This window comes from Flavobacterium indicum GPTSA100-9 = DSM 17447 (genome assembly GCF_000455605.1).
Taxonomy (GTDB): domain Bacteria; phylum Bacteroidota; class Bacteroidia; order Flavobacteriales; family Flavobacteriaceae; genus Flavobacterium; species Flavobacterium indicum.
In genome coordinates, this window is sequence record NC_017025.1 from 1,572,170 (window position 1) to 1,589,033 (window position 16,864).

Consider the following 16,864-nt stretch of genomic DNA (forward strand, 5'->3'; position numbering starts at 1 on the left):
TACAAAGTTAATTCATATCGTTTTTTTTATTTTTTTTCTAAGTGTTGGAAATTCAATAGTTTACTCACAAAATGAAAAAAAATCAAGCACTGTTACACTATCCTCGTCGGAGCTTTTGAAACCAAAAGATTCTACTAAAAATGATTCTATAAAAAAGAAAAAAGTTTTTATTGAAGGAATTGTTAAAAGAAAAGCTAAAGATTATGAAAAATTAGATCAGCGCAAAAAACAATTAACTCTTTATAATGAAGCAGAACTCTATTACCAAGATTATGAAATTAAATCGGGTATAATAGTTTTAGATTATGAAAAAAATGAAATTTATGCTGGTCGTTTAAAAGACAGTACGGGAAAATACATTCAATATCCCTATTTCAAACAAGGAGAAACTGTTATTGAACCTGATTCTATTCGATATAATACAAAAACTGGAAAAGCTAAAATTTGGAACACAAAAACTAAGCAAGGCGAAATGCTTATTAATGCTGAAATTTCTAAAAGAGAGAATGATTCAGTTATTTTCTTTAAAAAAGCAAAATTTACTACTTCAGAAAACTTAGAAGATCCTGAATATTATTTTTTAGCCTATAAATCCAAGTTTGTACCAAAGAAAAAATTTGTCACAGGATTAACTCACATGTTCATCTATAATGTACCTACTCCTATTGGTGTTCCTTTTGCCTTTTTTCCAATGACCGATAAAAACACTTCAGGAGTTATAATTCCGACCCCAGGTCAGAGTAACGACAGAGGTTATTTCCTTCAAAATGGTGGATATTATTTTGCATTGAGCGATTATTATGATTTGGCTATTTTAGGTGATTACTATACCAATGGTAGCTATGCTTTAAGAGCAGAATCAATGTATGCCAAAAAATATAAATTTAATGGAAACATTCAATTTAGATATGAAAACCAAGTATTTGGAGAAAAAGGATTCCCTGATTATTCAAGAACAAATTTATACAATATCCAATGGTCTCATTCTCAGGATTCAAAAGCATCTGCTAATTCAAGGTTTACTGCCTCAGTAAATTTTGGTAGTAGTAAATATTTCAGACAGTCAATTAATATTATTAATGCCGGATCTAATATGAATAACACCATGAGTTCTTCCATTAGTTATTCTAAAACAATACCTTCTACTCCACTTATTAATTTTTCATTAGCCGTAACACACAATCAAAATACTAATACACAAGTTGTTAATTTAACTTTACCAACTTTTTCTGCAAGTGTTGATCGAATTTTTCCTTTTGTAAAACAAGATGCTTTAAAAAAGGGCATAATCGACAATATTAATTTTCAGTATAATTTAAAAGGAGACAATAGAATTTCAACAACTGAAGATTTAATGTTTACCTCTGGAATGTTTAAAAATGCATTGGCGGGAATTTCACATTCAATTCCAATTAGTACCAATTTTAAACTATTTAAATATTTCAGTGTAACTTCAAGTGTGAATTATTCTGAAAATTGGGTTTTCAATACTTTTAATAAATTTTACAATCCTGCAACAAGTAAGGTAGAATCTATTAGAGTAAATGGATTTGATTCATTTAGAACATATGGTTTTAGTTCAAGTATAGGAACAACTATTTATGGAACTTATACATTTAAGGAAACTAATAGAATTCAAGCCATTAGACATTTAATGCGTCCGAGTATTTCATATGGTTATACTCCTAGTTTTAAACAATATTATGATACTTATTTAGATGCAAATGGTAACCCAGTTGATTTTAGTAGATTTGATGGAACACTATATGCAGCACCTGGAATTGGAATTTCAAATGCTATTGGATTTGCTCTAAACAATTCATTAGAAGCAAAAATAAAAGATGAAAATAGCTCTAAAGGTGAATCTAAAAAGATTTTTTTACTCAATCAATTTAACTTTTCTACCAATTATAATTTTGCAGCAGAATCTTTTAAACTAGCTCCAATACGATTTTCGGGAGGTACTCAGTTATTTGATAACAAACTTGGATTAAATTTTGGAGCAACTTTTGATCCGTACGATTTAGATGCAAATGGTTCGAGAATAGATGAATACAGCATTAGTAATGGAAACGGACTTGTTAGAATGACAAGTGCCAATATATCTATGAATTATAATTTATCAAGTACCGACTTTGGTGGTGATAACAACAAAGAAAAAGATAAAGCAAAAACACAAAATATTCAAAACGGCGGAAGAGAAGATGATTTATTTGGAAGAGGTGCCGATTTGAGTAATAATAATCAAACTTTATTTGATAACAAAAATAAAGCTGGTCAATCAGAATTATATAAATTTAAAATTCCATGGGATCTACGTTTAGCTTATTCATTAACTTTTTCAAATGATAGAAAGGAGAAAGAAATTACAACTAATTCATTAATGATGTCTGGAAATATAGATTTAGCTGTTAAATGGAAAATGGGATTCTCTTCTGGTTATGATTTTGCAAATAAAGGATTAAGTTACACTCAATTGCGTTTTGAAAGAGATTTAGAAAGCTGGAGAATGAGTTTTAGTATAGTGCCTGTTGGAATTTATAACTATTGGAATTTCTTTATTGGAATTAAATCTTCAATGTTGAAAGATATTAAATGGGAAAAAAGAAAATTACCTGATCCAAGATTACGATAAAAAAAATAAGAAATGAAAAAAATAATTTTTACAGAAAAAGCCCCTGCTCCTATTGGTCCTTACAACCAAGCAGTACTAGTTGATAACACTTTATATACTTCGGGACAAATTGCAATTAATCCTGAAAATAATGAATTAGTTTTAACTTCAATTGAAGAAGAAACTAAAATGGTTATGGAAAATTTAAAAGCCGTGCTTACTGCTGCGGAAATGACGTTTGACAATGCTATTAAAGCTACTATTTTTATAAGTGATATGAATAATTTTGCTAAAATAAATAGTGTATATGGTAGTTACTTTAATGAAGAATCTGCTCCCGCTAGAGAAACAGTTCAAGTAGCATGCTTACCAAAAAATGTAAATGTTGAAATATCAATGATTGCTATAAAATAATAAAAAGCCCAACAATGTTGGGCTTTTATATTAAAACTAAACAATTAAACTAAGTATGATTTTATTTTCGAATAAACATCATGGTATAATATTTTTTTCCTTGAGCATCTTGTTTTACAGACAATCCAAAGTGAGTATAATTTGATTCCATATTTAATCTGTGTGATTCGCTAGCAATCCAAGCATTCAAAGTAGCTTGTGCCGAAGAATAACCAAAAGCGACATTCTCTCCAACATTTAAAGCTCCTACAGTGGCATGTAAATTTTCTTTTCTTGTTTCAAAATTAGCATGACTAATCTCTTGTGTAGAAATCATATAATCTGTATGACCTGAAGATACGAATGATATTTGTTCAATTATTGAAAGTGCATTTAATCCTTTACTTACTCTATATTCATTTACTAAATCTAGCAATTCTAATTCGAATGTAGACTGTGTATATGAACTAACAGGAAAATTTGAAGTTGTTGGTTCATCTACAGATTCGGTACTAGATGAACAAGAAATTAATGAAGTGGCAATAATTAATACTGCTAAAATTTTAGTAACTACTGATTTTTTCATTTTTTTTATTTTTTTATAGTTTCGACTAAATGATTGATTTTCAAGTCAAAAGTACAAATTATCAGTTTAACTGCAAATAAAATCGATGAAATACACTAAATTTTAACATTTTAATACATTGTTAATCAGTATTTTACATTTTTTGTAAGTTATATAGCAAAAAAAGACTCCCGAAGAAGTCTTTTAACTATATTTTTCTATAAATTTGATTATCAAGGAGATAACCTTTCTATTTTCCAAAGGTAATCTTCCTCAAGATGATACCTAATTCTGTCATGTAATCGGTTCGGTCGACCTTGCCAAAATTCAACTTCAATAGGTTTTACTAAAAATCCACCCCAATAATTTGGTCTTTTAATTTCTTTACCTTTAAATTGATTTTCCAATTCTTTCAGTTTAGTATCTAAATATTCTCTTGATGAAATAACTTCACTTTGATTTGAAACTATCGCTCCTAATTTGCTGCCATCAGGTCTACTTTCAAAATAAGCATCAGAAACATAAGATGACGTTTTTTCTGCAACTCCTTTTATAATAACCTGACGTTCCATTACTGGCCAAAAAAAAGATAAACAAATATTTGGATTTGCTAAGATTGCTTTTCCTTTTTCAGAATTATAATTAGTATAAAAAATAAATCCTTCTTCATTAAATTTCTTTAAAAGGACTACTCTACTTTTAGGAAAACCATCCAAACCTATAGTAGCAACAGTCATAGCATTTGCTTCGTCTACACCCTCGTGTTCATCAGCTTCATAAAACCATCGGTGAAACAATTGAATAGGATCTTCTGGAATTGTTGTTTCTAACAATTCACTTTTTTCATAGGATTTTCTGTAATTGGATAAATCTTTCATCATTTAAAAAAATTAAAATTCAAACGCTGCACCATCATCTCCCAAAAGTACATTTTCAAAAATTTCTTGTGCTTCTTTTTGAAATAAGTTTATATCGCCGTAGCGCGTAGAATAATGACCTAATAATAATGTTTCTGCATTAGCTAATTTAGCAATATTTGCCGCTTGTTTTGCAGTTGTATGCATCGTTTTTTCAGCCAAATGTGCTTCTTTTTCCAAAAAAGTAGATTCATGGTACAAAACTTTTACATTCTTTATAATTGGGAGTATAGTTGTAGTATACACTGTATCTGAACAAAATGCATAGCTATTGGGTAGCGGCGGATCAAAGGTTAATTCAGTATTTGCGATTACTCTTCCGTCTTCTAAAGTTATATCGCCTCCCATTTTTATTTTATTATAATAAAGTTTATCAATATCATAATTTAAAATAGTTGCTATATTCAGTGGACGTTCTGTAATTTTTTCTTCAAACAAATAACCGTTTGTATACACACGATGTTTTAAAGGTATGGTAGAAACACGTACTTTATTATCTTCAAAAACAATTTCGCTTTCATTTGATGTTAATTCATGAAAATAGAGATTGTAACTTGTATAAGCATTTCCCAATTTCAATAATAACAAAATAGCTTCTTTTATTCCTTTTGGTCCGTAAATATGTAAATCTTTTTCACGTCCAAGTAACATAAAGGTTGAAATCAATCCAATTAAACCAAAAAAATGATCTCCATGCAAATGAGAGATGAAGACATGCTCAATTCTTGAAAACTTTATTTTATGTTTTCGCAATTGAACTTGAGTACCTTCTCCACAATCAATCAGAAACATATGATTTTTAATTTCTAAAACTTGTGAAGTTGGATTAGTTATAGTTCTTGGAGTGGCTGCATAACAACCTAAAATTTTAATTTTCATCTTTTTGATAAAAGATTTTATAAAGGTTTATCGTTGGATTTAGTAATAATAGAATTGCTACTAATAATGAAAGCAACTTAATTTCCTGATTAATATATGCTATTAAACTAAAAATAAAATATTGAAAGCAAATTATAAAAAATACAATATGAAAATATTTCATCGTTAAAATCCTAAATCACGTTCAATTTCATCCATTTCAATTAAGTCATGAGCTTCAAGTATTGAAGGTACTACCTGTAGTTTTGATGGAACTTTATTAAAATCAATGTTAGCTGCTACAATTACCAAAGATTTTTTATTTTTTTTATGAGTTTTAGTCAAATCAGTAAAATTTTTCAAACTAGTTAAATCTACCGATTTATCGTGTGTTATGTCTAAAATAAGATTAGTATCTTTAAAAGAATTATATTGAGATGTTAATTTCTCAACAAACTGAAGATAATTACTTTCAGTATCTTTGATGATCGTTGTATGTCCTTTGTGTTCGACTTTCATAAATTTTAATTTAATTCTAAAAGTAAAAAATCTTTAATGAAATTTAAAAAATAATATTTTAATTCTTGATCTTACTTGCTAATAAATAAATCACTGCCATTCTCACAGCTACTCCATTTTCAACTTGATCTAGAATAACAGAATGTTTTCCATCAGCAACATCGGTAGTAATTTCAACACCTCTGTTTATTGGACCTGGGTGCATAATGACAATTTCTTTATTTAAACATTCTAAAATTTCACTTGTTAACCCAAATTGCTGAGTATATTCACGTGTATTAGGAAAATAGCTTACATCTAATCTTTCATTTTGAATACGCAACATATTGGCTACATCACACCATTCTAATGCTTTTCTTAAATCAGACTCAACCTTAACACCAAGAGAATCAATATATTTTGGAATCAATGTTTTAGGTCCACATACTCGAACTTCAGCACCCTGCATTTGTAAAGCAAATATATTAGAAAGTGCTACTCTACTGTGTAAAATATCACCTACTATCACTATTTTCTTTCCTGCAACATCTCCTAATTTTTCTCTTATTGTAAAACTATCTAACAAAGCTTGCGTTGGATGTTCATGCGCCCCATCGCCAGCATTGACAATACTTGCTTTAACATTTTGAGATAAAAAATGAGCGGCTCCTGGAGAACTGTGTCGCATAACAACCATATCTACTTTCATAGATAAAATATTATTTACGGTATCTATAAGTGTTTCTCCTTTTTTTACGGAAGATTGTGCAGAAGAAAAACTAATTACGTCGGCTGATAATCTTTTTTGAGCTAATTCAAAGGACAATTTAGTTCTTGTACTGTTTTCGAAAAAGATATTGGCAATAGTAACATCTCTTAGTGAAGGAACTTTCTTTATTGGACGATTGATTACTTCTTTAAAATGATCAGCCGTTTCAAAAATTAATTGAAGATCGTTTTCGTTTAAATATTTAATTCCAAGTAAATGATTAACGCTTAATTCTTTCATTGTGTGTTGTGTTGTTGTTGATTTTATTCAATATAAACGGCATCTTCTCCATCTTTCTCATGCCATTTAACCCTTACTTTTTCATTATTGATTGCATCTACTTGTCGACCTCTATAATCCGGTTGAATAGGTAAATCTCTACTAAATCGTCTGTCTATTAAAGTAAGTAATTCAATCGATTTAGGTCTGCCAAACGACTGAATTGCTGTTAATGCTGCACGAATACTTCTACCTGTATACAATACATCATCAATAAATACAACCTGTTTATCTTCTACTAAAAAATCGATTTGAGTTTTATTCGCTTCTAAAGTTTTTTCATTTCTTCTGAAATCATCTCTAAAAAATGTAATATCTAACAACCCAAGTTTGACTTGGTCAATTTGATAGTCGTCCTTTAAAATTTTAGCAATTCTTTCAGCTAAAAAGGAACCTCTTGGTTGAATTCCGATCAATATGGTAGTAGAAAAATCTGAATGCTTTTCAATTAATTGACAAGCTAGTCGGTGTAGAATGATATTGACTTCTTTAGAAGTAAGCAATATTTTTTGACTCATAGTATGTGTGTTGTTGTGTGTGTAAAAATACGAATTTCAATAACAATATCAAAAATCAAATTCAATATCAAATTCAATATCAATATCAAATTCAATATAAATAACAATTTCAAAATTCAAATTCAATAACAATATCAAATTTAATAACAATATCAAAAATAAAATTCAATTTCAAAAATCAAATTCAATTTCAATATCAATTACAATTTCATTAGTTCATCATACAATCGATGTGTAGGTAACCCAACAACATTTGTATAAGAGCCTTCAATTTTTTCAATGGCAACTAAACCAATCCATTCTTGAATACCGTACGAACCAGCTTTATCAAAAGGTTTATATAAATCAATATAATACGTTATTTCTGAATCATTTAATTCTTTAAAGGCAACTAATGTTTTTTCAAAAAATGTAGTTGTTAAATTAACCGTTTTTATGCAAACAGAAGTTATAACTTCATGTGTTTTACCCGACATTTCTTTTATCATATTAAAAGCATCAACTGCATCTTTGGGCTTTCCTAATGCTTTGCCATTTAACCAAACAACCGTGTCACTAGTAATCAAAACATCATTATCAATTAATTCGTCTTGAAATGCATTTGCTTTCAATTCAGCTAAATAATTGGTGATTTCTTCAGCTTTTAAATGATCTGGATAAATTTCTTCAATATCTTTTAAACGAATTTCAAAATCAACATTTAATTCACGCAGAAAATGTTGGCGTCTAGGTGAACCAGAAGCTAAAATGATGTTTTTATTTCTAAATTTTTCTTTTAGCATACTAACTTCCTATAAAAACAATTGCAGTTAATGACAACATAATTGTTAACATTATAACTTTTAGAAGTTTACTAATAAATGTAAAATCTGCTTTTTCTTTAGCTTGAAAAAGTTTTACAATAACAAATAAAATTGGAGTGATTATTGTAACTATAAAATAAAACAACACATACGTTAAATGATAGATATTATTGTAAATGAAATACCCCATAAACACCAATAATCCTGCTAAAATTATAGCTGTAATTATTTTACTTACATTAATTCCAAAATAGGTAGCGGCAGTTGTAATTTCATAGGCTTTATCTCCTTCATAATCTTCAATAGTTTTTACAATTTCACGCGCAAAATGAATTAAAAAAGCCATAACTACATAATTTAATAGAAAATGAATTATGCTTAACATTTGATCATTATTAAATCCTAACATATAGGGAAATATGTTGAATAAAATAATAACGATAATACTTGAAGAAGCAAGTAAAGCCACTATAGCATTTCCTATTAATGGTATTTGTTTTAAACCGTTTGAATAAATATACAACAAGGCCGAACAAATAACAAAAATTGATGCTAAAGCTGAACGATTTACTTGGTTACTCAAATAAACTCCGATAACAACGCCTAAAATATTTAAAGCAAAATACCAATTGAATGCCGTTTTTTCGGAAATAGTATTCCCTATAAAAACTTTATCTGGTTTGTTTATATAATCTACGTTTACATCATAAATATCATTAATAATATAGCCAGCAGCTGCAATGCACAGAGTTGCAATGATTAACAAAGTATAGTTTAAATTACTAAATCCGTGAAAAAGATTAGCGTTATTAATGAACGTATAACGAACTATGATTTGCATCAAAGCTATCATAACTAAATTCTCAATTCGAATTAATTTTAAAAAGTTTTTCATATTTTATTTTGGCTTTTAAATTAAAAATAATTAGCAGAAAAATCATCCATCCAAGTTCCGTGAACTTTCATTACTTGCTCGATTACATCACGAACAGCACCTCTTCCTCCATTTACATGCGAAATATATTTTGAAATACCTTTAATTTCTGGTGCTGCATCTTGAGGACAGGTGGGCAACCCTACTTTTTGCATGACAATATAATCTGGAATATCATCTCCCATGTAAAGTATTTCCTCAGGTTTTATTCCATATCCATCGCAAAATTCATAAAACTTTTCCAATTTATCAGGAACCGCTAAATAAATATCTTTAATCCCTAAATTTTGCAAACGAACACGTACACCATCATTACTTCCACCTGATATAATGCAAACCGGATACCCTTTGTCTACAGCAGCTTTCATTGCGTAACCATCTCTAATGTTCATTTGTCGCAACAATTGTCCGTCTTGTGAAACATGTACCGTTCCATCGGTTAATACACCATCAACATCAAAGACAAAAGCTTTGATGTTATTCATAATTTCTTTATAACTTTTTGACATTTTGTATGGATTGAGTCAATAATTGATATATTTCTTTTTGATTTTTATCTTGTAAAAAATCTAAATGTTTCGAAATTGTTTTTTCATCTCGCCGAATAGCTGGACCAGTTTGTGCTTCAATTGGTGTTAATGTTTCAATTTTGGCAGCAGTTTCTTTAATTAATGGAAACAAAATAGAAAAAGGAATATTGTTTTCTTCACAAATTTCACTTCCTATTTGGTACAAATGATTGACAAAATTACACGAAAAAACAGCCGCAACATGCAAGGCTTTCCTCTGATCACTTGAAACTGACTGAACAACTTTTGAAATTGACAACGCCATTTTTTCAATAATAGCATAATCCTCTTCAAATTCTGTTTCCAGACAAAGCGGAATTTCAGAAAAATCTACTTTCTTTACTTTAGAAAAAGTTTGCAATGGATAGAAAACACCTCTTCTATTTTTAGTATCTAATACGTCCAGCGCAGAGGTACCCGAAGTATGTACAACCAACTGATTTTCAAAAGGAATAGATTTTGAAACTTCAGCAATTGCTAAATCCGTAACGCTTATTATATAAACATCGGCAGGTATTAGTTGATTGTAACTATGCACTTGAATAGTAGAAGGAAAATCTAAAGATTGATTTCGTGTAAAAACCTGAATCACTTCTACTTCACTCGTTTTTTGAAACGCTTGATATAGATGTGTAGCTACATTTCCTGAACCGAGAAGTACCACTTGAATCATAAGGCGAAGATAAGGAATTCAAAGGCAATGACAAAATTCAAATTATTGTTACAAATGCATTTTTTAAACAACTTTTATAAATTATTTAAAAATTAAAATCGAGAGAATCTATACTACTAATTTTTACGTTTATTAAAAATGATTAATTTTGAACAAATAAATTTTGAAAATGAAAATTGTTATATCGCCAGCCAAATCTTTGAATTACGAAACTGTTGTACCAACGACTGAATTTACAGAGGCTTCTTTTTTAAAACAAGCAGAAACTATTCAAAAAACATTAAAAAAGAAAAAGCCAAAACAGCTCATGGAATTGATGGATATTTCTGAAAAATTAGCAGAATTAAATTGGCAACGTAATCAAGATTGGACTTTACCTTTTTCATTAGAAAATGCTCGACAAGCTGTATTTGCTTTTGATGGTGATGTGTATACGGGATTAGATGTGTACAGTTTACCAACTGAAAAACTTTCGGTTTTACAAGATAAATTGCGTATACTATCTGGACTTTATGGTCTATTAAAACCATTGGATTTAATGCAAGCTTACCGATTAGAAATGGGAACTTCAATGGCGGTAGGTACCAAAAAGAATTTATATGAATTTTGGAAAAAAACAATTACTGACGCTTTAAATAAAGAACTTGAAAACGAGGAATTGTTTATCAACTTGGCAAGTAATGAATATTTTAGTGCTGTTGATGTGAAAAAATTAAAAGTTCCTGTCATTACCCCAGAATTTAAAGATTATAAAGACGGGAAATTAAAAATGATTTCGTTTTTTGCTAAAAAAGCCCGTGGTTTAATGGTTCGATATATAATTGATAATAATGTAGAAACTTTAGAGGAATTAAAAAACTTTAATTATGAAGGTTATGCCTTTGACGCCAATTTGAGTTCAGAAAACAAACTTGTTTTTACAAGATAAAAAATGCCTCTTCCGAAATAAATCGAAAGAGGCGATGTTCAAAATAAAACCCTAAATTAATGAACATTAGATAAATCTACTTTTCCTTTTCCTGTTTTTACAAATAATACAATAGGAATACAGGCTAAAAACAAGATTCCTAAAAACATAAAAACATCCATATAAGACAAAACAGTAGCTTGCTTTGTCACTGATAATTCTAAAATTTTATAGGCTTTTTCCAAGGCTTCATTTGCTGGATATCCTTTGGACATAAACCCTAATTTCAATTGTTCAATGCGTTGTTGAACTGTTAAACTTGAACCGTTCAAATTACTTATTAAATCTACTCTATGATTTTGTGACCAACGTGCTATATAGGTTGTGATAATTGCAATACCAAAAGAACCACCTAATTGTCTCATCATACCTGTAAATGCTGCGCCATCACCTATTTCTCTGCCTTTTAAACTAGACAAAGACAATGTAGTAATTGGAACAAACAATAAACCTAAACCAATTCCCCTTAATAATAATGGATTAAACATATGTTCACTACCAGTATCTGGCGTCATTATGGAATACATCCAAAAAGTAAATCCAAAGAAAATAGCAAACCCTATGGCTACCATATACGTTTGTGGAATTCCTTTTTGTATTAATTTTCCAATAATTGGCATCATTATTCCTGTCATAATCGAACTCGGAATCAATAATAAGCCCGCATCAGTAGCTGTCCAACCTAATATTGCTTGTGTGTAAATAGGAATTACGAAGGTAGAACCATACAATCCGAACCCCAAAATAAAACACAAAATAACACCAATTTTTAAATTACTATCGTTCAATACACGTAAATTTACTATGGGAAATTTATACACCAATTCACGCCAAATAAAAAGGATTAAACCTAAAAAAGAAACAATTGAAAGAACTACAATAGTACTATTTTCAAACCAATCATCTTGTTGACCGTGTTCTAACACAAATTGTAACGAACCAATAAAAGCGGTTAAAAATAGGATTCCCCACCAATCCACTTGATTTGCTTTTAATTTTTCACCGTATTTTGGACTTCTAACATAAGTCAATGTTAATAATGTTGCAATAATTCCAATTGGGATATTAATGTAAAAAATATACGGCCAAGAAAAATTATCTACTAAATACCCCCCTAATGGCGGACCTAATGTAGGCCCAACAATCACGCCCATTCCATAAATAGCCTGCGCCATTCCTCTTTTTTCTGCCGGATACGATTCTGTGATAATGGTTTGTGCAGTTACCAAAAGAGCTCCTCCTCCCATTCCTTGAATGAATCGGAAAATCACTAATTCCCAAATATTACTTGCGTTTCCACATAAAAAAGAAGCAACGGTAAAAATAACAATTGATACAGCAAAATAATTTCTTCTTCCAAATTGTTGAGACAACCAACTGGTCATAGGGATAATAATAACGTTTGCAATGGCATAGGCTGTAATAACCCAAGCCACATCTGTTAAAGTAGCGCCTAAACTCCCTCGCATATCGTTAAGTGCCACATTCACAATAGTTGTATCCACTATTTCTAATAAAGCACATAAAATGGCTGTAATGGTGATAATTACCCTTCTATAACCATATTCAACTAAATTTTCTGTTTCCACAATTTAATTATTTAACGTGAACATCAACAAAAACATTCATTCCTGGACGCAATAATTTCACTTTTTCTTTATCGTTATTACCAGATAATTTAATTTTAACAGGTAAACGTTGTATGGTTTTAACGAAATTTCCTGTGGCATTATCTGGAGGTAAAATCGAAAATTTAGAACCTGTTGCTGGTGAGAAAGAACTAATTTCTCCTTCAAATGTATCGTCTGGGTAAGCATCTACTTCTAAAGTAACTTTTTGACCTACACGCATTTTATTTAATTGCGTTTCTTTAAAATTAGCTACTACCCAAGTATCTTGATTATTAACCAAGTAAAATAGTGATTGTCCTGGTTGTACTAATTGCCCTGCTTGTATTTCGATATTAGAAACTTGACCATCTATCGATGCCAAAACTACTGTATATCCTAAGTTTAATTTTGCAGCTTCAAAAGCAGCTTGCGCACGTTTAATATTTGCATTAGCTACATCTGTTTGTTTTGAGGCTACATTTGTTTTAGAAACCACTGCATTCTTTTGATTAGTACTGGCAATTTTTTGTTGCTTTAAAATTTCAACTTGTTTTAAAGCTTCTTGTTTTGCTGCCCATGCTTGTTCGTATTGTTGCTTTGTTATAGACTGATTTTTATAAAGATTTGAATAACGTTCAAAATCATTAGAAGCTCTTTCTAAACGAACTTTTGCCATTTCAATACTTTCAGTATTTGATTGAATGGTTGCATTTGAAATTGAAATAGTAGCAGCTGTGGCATCTACATCAGCTTTTGAAACTTCAAATGTACTTTTAGCAGCAATCAAAGCTGCTTCTGCTTCATTGACTTTTACTAAATAATCTTGACTCTCAATGGTAAAAAGGGTATCGCCTTTTTTAACCAATTGATTATCTTTAACATACACTTTACTAATATACCCACCAACTCTTGGAATTATAGGTGTCATGTTTTGTTCTATTTGTGCATCGTCAGTTTCTTCATGGCTTTGGGCATGATTGTATTTATAAATTCCATATAGCAAACCTAATACTACGAATGAACCTAATACTAGTGTGAATTTTTTATTGGTTTTTTTAGTTTCCATATATTTCGATTAATTTTTGTTAGAAGGTAATAGTGTTCCTTGTGCTGCTTGTAAATCCATATATTTTAAAAGAATATTAGCTTTACCATACGCTTCAGAAATTTGCGCTTGCAATTGTTGTATTTCGGCATCTAATAAATCATTGGTGTCTGCCAAACCATTATCGTATTTATCTTTTATAATTCTGAAATTTTCAATTGCTTGATTTACCGCTTCTTGATAAACTTTATATTGATTTTTTGCTAATGTAAAATTTGTTTCGGCAGACTTAATTTCGATTTTTACTTTATCGTTTAAACTAGCTAAATGGTATTCTAACTCTTTAACCTTGCTTTTAGCTACTTTAACTTCTTTATTATTTTTGAATAAAGAAGAAACATCATAGGATACACCAACACCAAAATTCATTGCATTTGAAACAGTTACCACATTTTGCAGATCAAACGCAATGTAACCCGTCATCAATGAAATTGCTGGAAAATAATTCCCTTTAACAATTTTTACGTTATTTTTTGCTGCTTCAATTTGAGAGGTTAATGCTCTAACATCTTTTCTTTCATTAGAATTAGATAGGTTTTCAAGAAGATTCATTTCGCTATCATTAATTTGAAATTTTGAATTTTCATCCATCTTTAACAATAACGCCAATTGATAACTTAAAATTTCTTCATTTGCAACTGCTTCTTCATAGGCAATTTGGTAATTAGAGACTTGTAATTCTGCTTTTAAGTAATCATTTTTTGCAATAATTCCGTTATCCATCATTGCTTTAAAATCTTTTACTCGTTGTAAGGCTCTTTTTTGATTTTCTTGAATTAATTTTTGACTTTGTTGTGCTTTGTATAAATTCACATACAGTTGAATGGCTTGATGAGTGACTTCTTCTTTGGTAAATTCAGCAGTATTTTTTTCAGCTTCGACCAAATTTTTTGAAAGTTCTATATTATTTCTTACTTTAAAACCAGCAAATAATGGGTAAGAAAGTGTGGCATTCCCTAAAAGTAATTGATTCACTTTCAAATCTCCACCTCCACCTTGAACAGGTAATTTTAATTCAACATTTGCCGTTGAAAGTCTTTGATATTGCCCTGAAATTTTAAAATCAGGCAATTGCTTGTTTTTAGCAACTTGCCATTCAAATTCTTTTGTTTTCACCTTAATATCAGCCAATTGAGCCGCAGTAGTTTGCGTAGAAGCAATCGAAATTACTTCATTTATTGTTACTACTTTTTTATCTTGTGCCACTACTGCCCCAATGGAAAACAGAGCAATCGCAATATATTTGTATTTTTTCATTTTATTTAATTAACATTCCTAACACAACATTTGTAATATCTTCTTTGAACGTATTTAGCATATAATTTTCAAAAGCTTTATCATCTTTCAAATTCAACATTTCTATATAAAATTTTTTGTTATTATAAATTTGAGAAAATGTGCCAATAACCAATGCTGGAATTAACAACGAGTTACAATTGGATTTAAATTCACCGTCTTTTTGTCCTTCTTCAATAATATTTTGAAGCAGTTTTAAGTTTTTCTTTTTAATTTCCGAAAAAGCTGAAAAATCACAAGCTCTTTTTTGATTCACCATTTCAAAATGTACAAGCTGATAAAAATCTTTATTTTGAAACAACATATTTACATAGAACGAAACAAATTTTTTAATTTTCTCAATAGGTGAAATTAGTTCTGTTTGCAGATTTTCTAAAATCATCCTAAAATCAGAAACTCGGTAAATGATAATAGCTTCAAGTAACTTTTCTTTTGAACCAAAATAATAAGACACCATGGCAACATTTATATCAGCTGCTTTTGCGATATCTCTAATTGACGTTCCATCAAAACCTTTTTCAGCAAAAAGTTTCAAGGAAACATTTAAAATATCAATTTGCTTTGAATTATAGTTCATATTAATTGTTTTAAAAACAACACAAAATTAAACAAACGTTTAATTTAAACAATTGTTTAATTTTGTTTTAACATATTTTTAACAATTAAAGATCTTGTTAAAATACAAGAAGCCTGATATTATCAGGCTTCTTCTCATACTAAATACTACTTAACAAAAACAATTGACGAACGTATGAATTCGGACGATTGAATTTTCTTTTAGAAATTTTATAAATTCACTGCCTATAATGGCGCCTTTTTGAAATTGAAGGGCTTGGTTGAAGGTTTGTTTATCTTTAATTCCAAACCCAATTATTTGAGGGTTTTTAAGTTGCATGGAATGAATACGTTTAAAATACTCCGTTTGTTGTTTTCCAAATTCTGAAGAACCACCAGTAATAGCTGCTGTACTTACCATATAAATAAAACTATCCGATAATTGATCTATTTGAAGAATCCTTTTGTCTGTTGTTTGAGGTGTAATTAAAAATATGTTTTTTAATCCGTATTTTTCAAAGAGTAACTTATAATGTTCTTCAAAGATTTCCACAGGTAAATCGGGGATAATTAAACCGTCAATTCCAATTTCATGGCATTTTTTACAAAATTGCTCTACACCAAATTGCATAATCGGATTAAAATACCCCATTATTAATAGCGGAATTTGAACTTCATCACGAATGTTTTTTAATTGTTCAAATAATAACTTTGTGGTCATTCCATTTTCAATTGCCTTGGAAGAACTCTCTTGAATAACGGGTCCATCCGCTAAAGGATCGGAAAACGGAAGTCCAATTTCAATCATATCTACTCCAGATTGCTCTAATTCTTTAATAATTGACACTGTATCATTTAAACTAGGGTAACCTGCTGTAAAATAAATCGATCGTATTTTTTTATCTTCTTCTAATTTCAAATTTATTCTATTCATAAATGCT

The 16,864-nt window shown here is 29.6% G+C and carries 18 protein-coding genes; 3 read left to right on the forward strand and 15 right to left on the reverse strand.

The window, feature by feature from the left end; genetic code table 11:
* Positions 1-115 precede the first annotated feature (115 nt).
* Positions 116-2,635, forward strand: coding sequence for a putative LPS assembly protein LptD (locus KQS_RS07110; RefSeq protein WP_242400755.1), 2,520 nt, complete (start codon positions 116-118; stop codon positions 2,633-2,635).
* Positions 2,636-2,647: 12 nt separating this feature from the next.
* Entirely contained in the window at positions 2,648-3,028 is a 381-nt protein-coding gene (locus KQS_RS07115) for a RidA family protein (protein ID WP_014388517.1), read from the forward strand.
* A 61-nt stretch (positions 3,029-3,089) separates the two neighbouring features.
* On the opposite strand, the gene KQS_RS07120 is transcribed toward KQS_RS07115, so the two are convergent.
* The 10 genes from KQS_RS07120 to KQS_RS07165 form a co-directional block, all read right to left on the reverse strand.
* Positions 3,090-3,593, reverse strand: a complete 504-nt coding sequence (locus KQS_RS07120) for a CAP domain-containing protein (RefSeq protein ID WP_014388518.1) — start codon at positions 3,591-3,593, stop codon at positions 3,090-3,092.
* Positions 3,594-3,805: 212 nt separating this feature from the next.
* Positions 3,806-4,450: a pyridoxamine 5'-phosphate oxidase gene (gene pdxH, locus KQS_RS07125; RefSeq protein ID WP_041252033.1), complete on the reverse strand. Its 645-nt coding sequence runs from the start codon at positions 4,448-4,450 to the stop codon at positions 3,806-3,808.
* 12 nt (positions 4,451-4,462) lie between these two features.
* Complete coding sequence (locus KQS_RS07130) at positions 4,463-5,368, reverse strand: ribonuclease Z (protein ID WP_014388520.1); 906 nt, start codon at positions 5,366-5,368, stop codon at positions 4,463-4,465.
* A 165-nt stretch (positions 5,369-5,533) separates the two neighbouring features.
* Complete coding sequence (locus KQS_RS07135; protein WP_014388522.1) at positions 5,534-5,866, reverse strand: hypothetical protein; 333 nt, start codon at positions 5,864-5,866, stop codon at positions 5,534-5,536.
* A 58-nt stretch (positions 5,867-5,924) separates the two neighbouring features.
* Complete coding sequence (locus KQS_RS07140; RefSeq protein WP_014388523.1) at positions 5,925-6,854, reverse strand: aspartate carbamoyltransferase catalytic subunit; 930 nt, start codon at positions 6,852-6,854, stop codon at positions 5,925-5,927.
* Positions 6,855-6,877: 23 nt separating this feature from the next.
* Complete coding sequence (pyrR, locus tag KQS_RS07145) at positions 6,878-7,411, reverse strand: bifunctional pyr operon transcriptional regulator/uracil phosphoribosyltransferase PyrR (protein WP_014388524.1); 534 nt, start codon at positions 7,409-7,411, stop codon at positions 6,878-6,880.
* A gap of 200 nt (positions 7,412-7,611) precedes the next feature.
* A complete protein-coding gene (locus tag KQS_RS07150) occupies positions 7,612-8,193 on the reverse strand; it encodes a Maf-like protein (RefSeq protein WP_014388525.1) in 582 nt (193 codons plus the stop codon).
* Between the two features lies 1 nt (position 8,194).
* Positions 8,195-9,109, reverse strand: a complete 915-nt coding sequence (locus KQS_RS07155) for a geranylgeranylglycerol-phosphate geranylgeranyltransferase (protein WP_014388526.1) — start codon at positions 9,107-9,109, stop codon at positions 8,195-8,197.
* Positions 9,110-9,129: 20 nt separating this feature from the next.
* A complete protein-coding gene (locus KQS_RS07160; protein ID WP_014388527.1) occupies positions 9,130-9,657 on the reverse strand; it encodes a KdsC family phosphatase in 528 nt (175 codons plus the stop codon).
* Positions 9,641-10,390 (reverse strand): Rossmann-like and DUF2520 domain-containing protein, encoded by a 750-nt coding sequence (locus KQS_RS07165; RefSeq protein ID WP_014388528.1) that lies wholly within the window; start codon positions 10,388-10,390, stop codon positions 9,641-9,643. Before KQS_RS07165 ends, KQS_RS07160 begins: the two co-directional genes overlap by 17 nt.
* Before the next feature lie 169 nt (positions 10,391-10,559).
* Between KQS_RS07165 and yaaA the strand changes: the two genes are divergently transcribed.
* Positions 10,560-11,318, forward strand: a complete 759-nt coding sequence (gene yaaA, locus KQS_RS07170; RefSeq protein WP_014388529.1) for a peroxide stress protein YaaA — start codon at positions 10,560-10,562, stop codon at positions 11,316-11,318.
* Between the two features lie 56 nt (positions 11,319-11,374).
* On the opposite strand, the gene KQS_RS07175 is transcribed toward yaaA, so the two are convergent.
* The 5 genes from KQS_RS07175 to trpA all read right to left on the reverse strand — a co-directional run bounded on the left by KQS_RS07175 (position 11,375) and on the right by trpA (position 16,857).
* Positions 11,375-12,946 carry an MDR family MFS transporter gene (locus tag KQS_RS07175; RefSeq protein ID WP_014388530.1) on the reverse strand — a complete coding sequence of 524 codons (1,572 nt, stop codon included), beginning with the start codon at positions 12,944-12,946 and terminating at the stop codon, positions 11,375-11,377.
* A gap of 7 nt (positions 12,947-12,953) precedes the next feature.
* Positions 12,954-14,033: an HlyD family secretion protein gene (locus tag KQS_RS07180; RefSeq protein WP_014388531.1), complete on the reverse strand. Its 1,080-nt coding sequence runs from the start codon at positions 14,031-14,033 to the stop codon at positions 12,954-12,956.
* Between the two features lie 9 nt (positions 14,034-14,042).
* The gene (locus KQS_RS07185) at positions 14,043-15,329 is read right to left on the reverse strand and encodes a TolC family protein (protein ID WP_014388532.1); all 1,287 of its coding nucleotides are present in this window, start codon (positions 15,327-15,329) and stop codon (positions 14,043-14,045) included.
* 1 nt (position 15,330) lies between these two features.
* Positions 15,331-15,945, reverse strand: coding sequence for a TetR/AcrR family transcriptional regulator (locus tag KQS_RS07190; protein ID WP_014388533.1), 615 nt, complete (start codon positions 15,943-15,945; stop codon positions 15,331-15,333).
* A gap of 150 nt (positions 15,946-16,095) precedes the next feature.
* On the reverse strand, positions 16,096-16,857 hold the full coding sequence (gene trpA / locus KQS_RS07195; protein WP_014388534.1) for a tryptophan synthase subunit alpha: 762 nt from the start codon (positions 16,855-16,857) through the stop codon (positions 16,096-16,098).
* Positions 16,858-16,864: the final 7 nt, after the last annotated feature.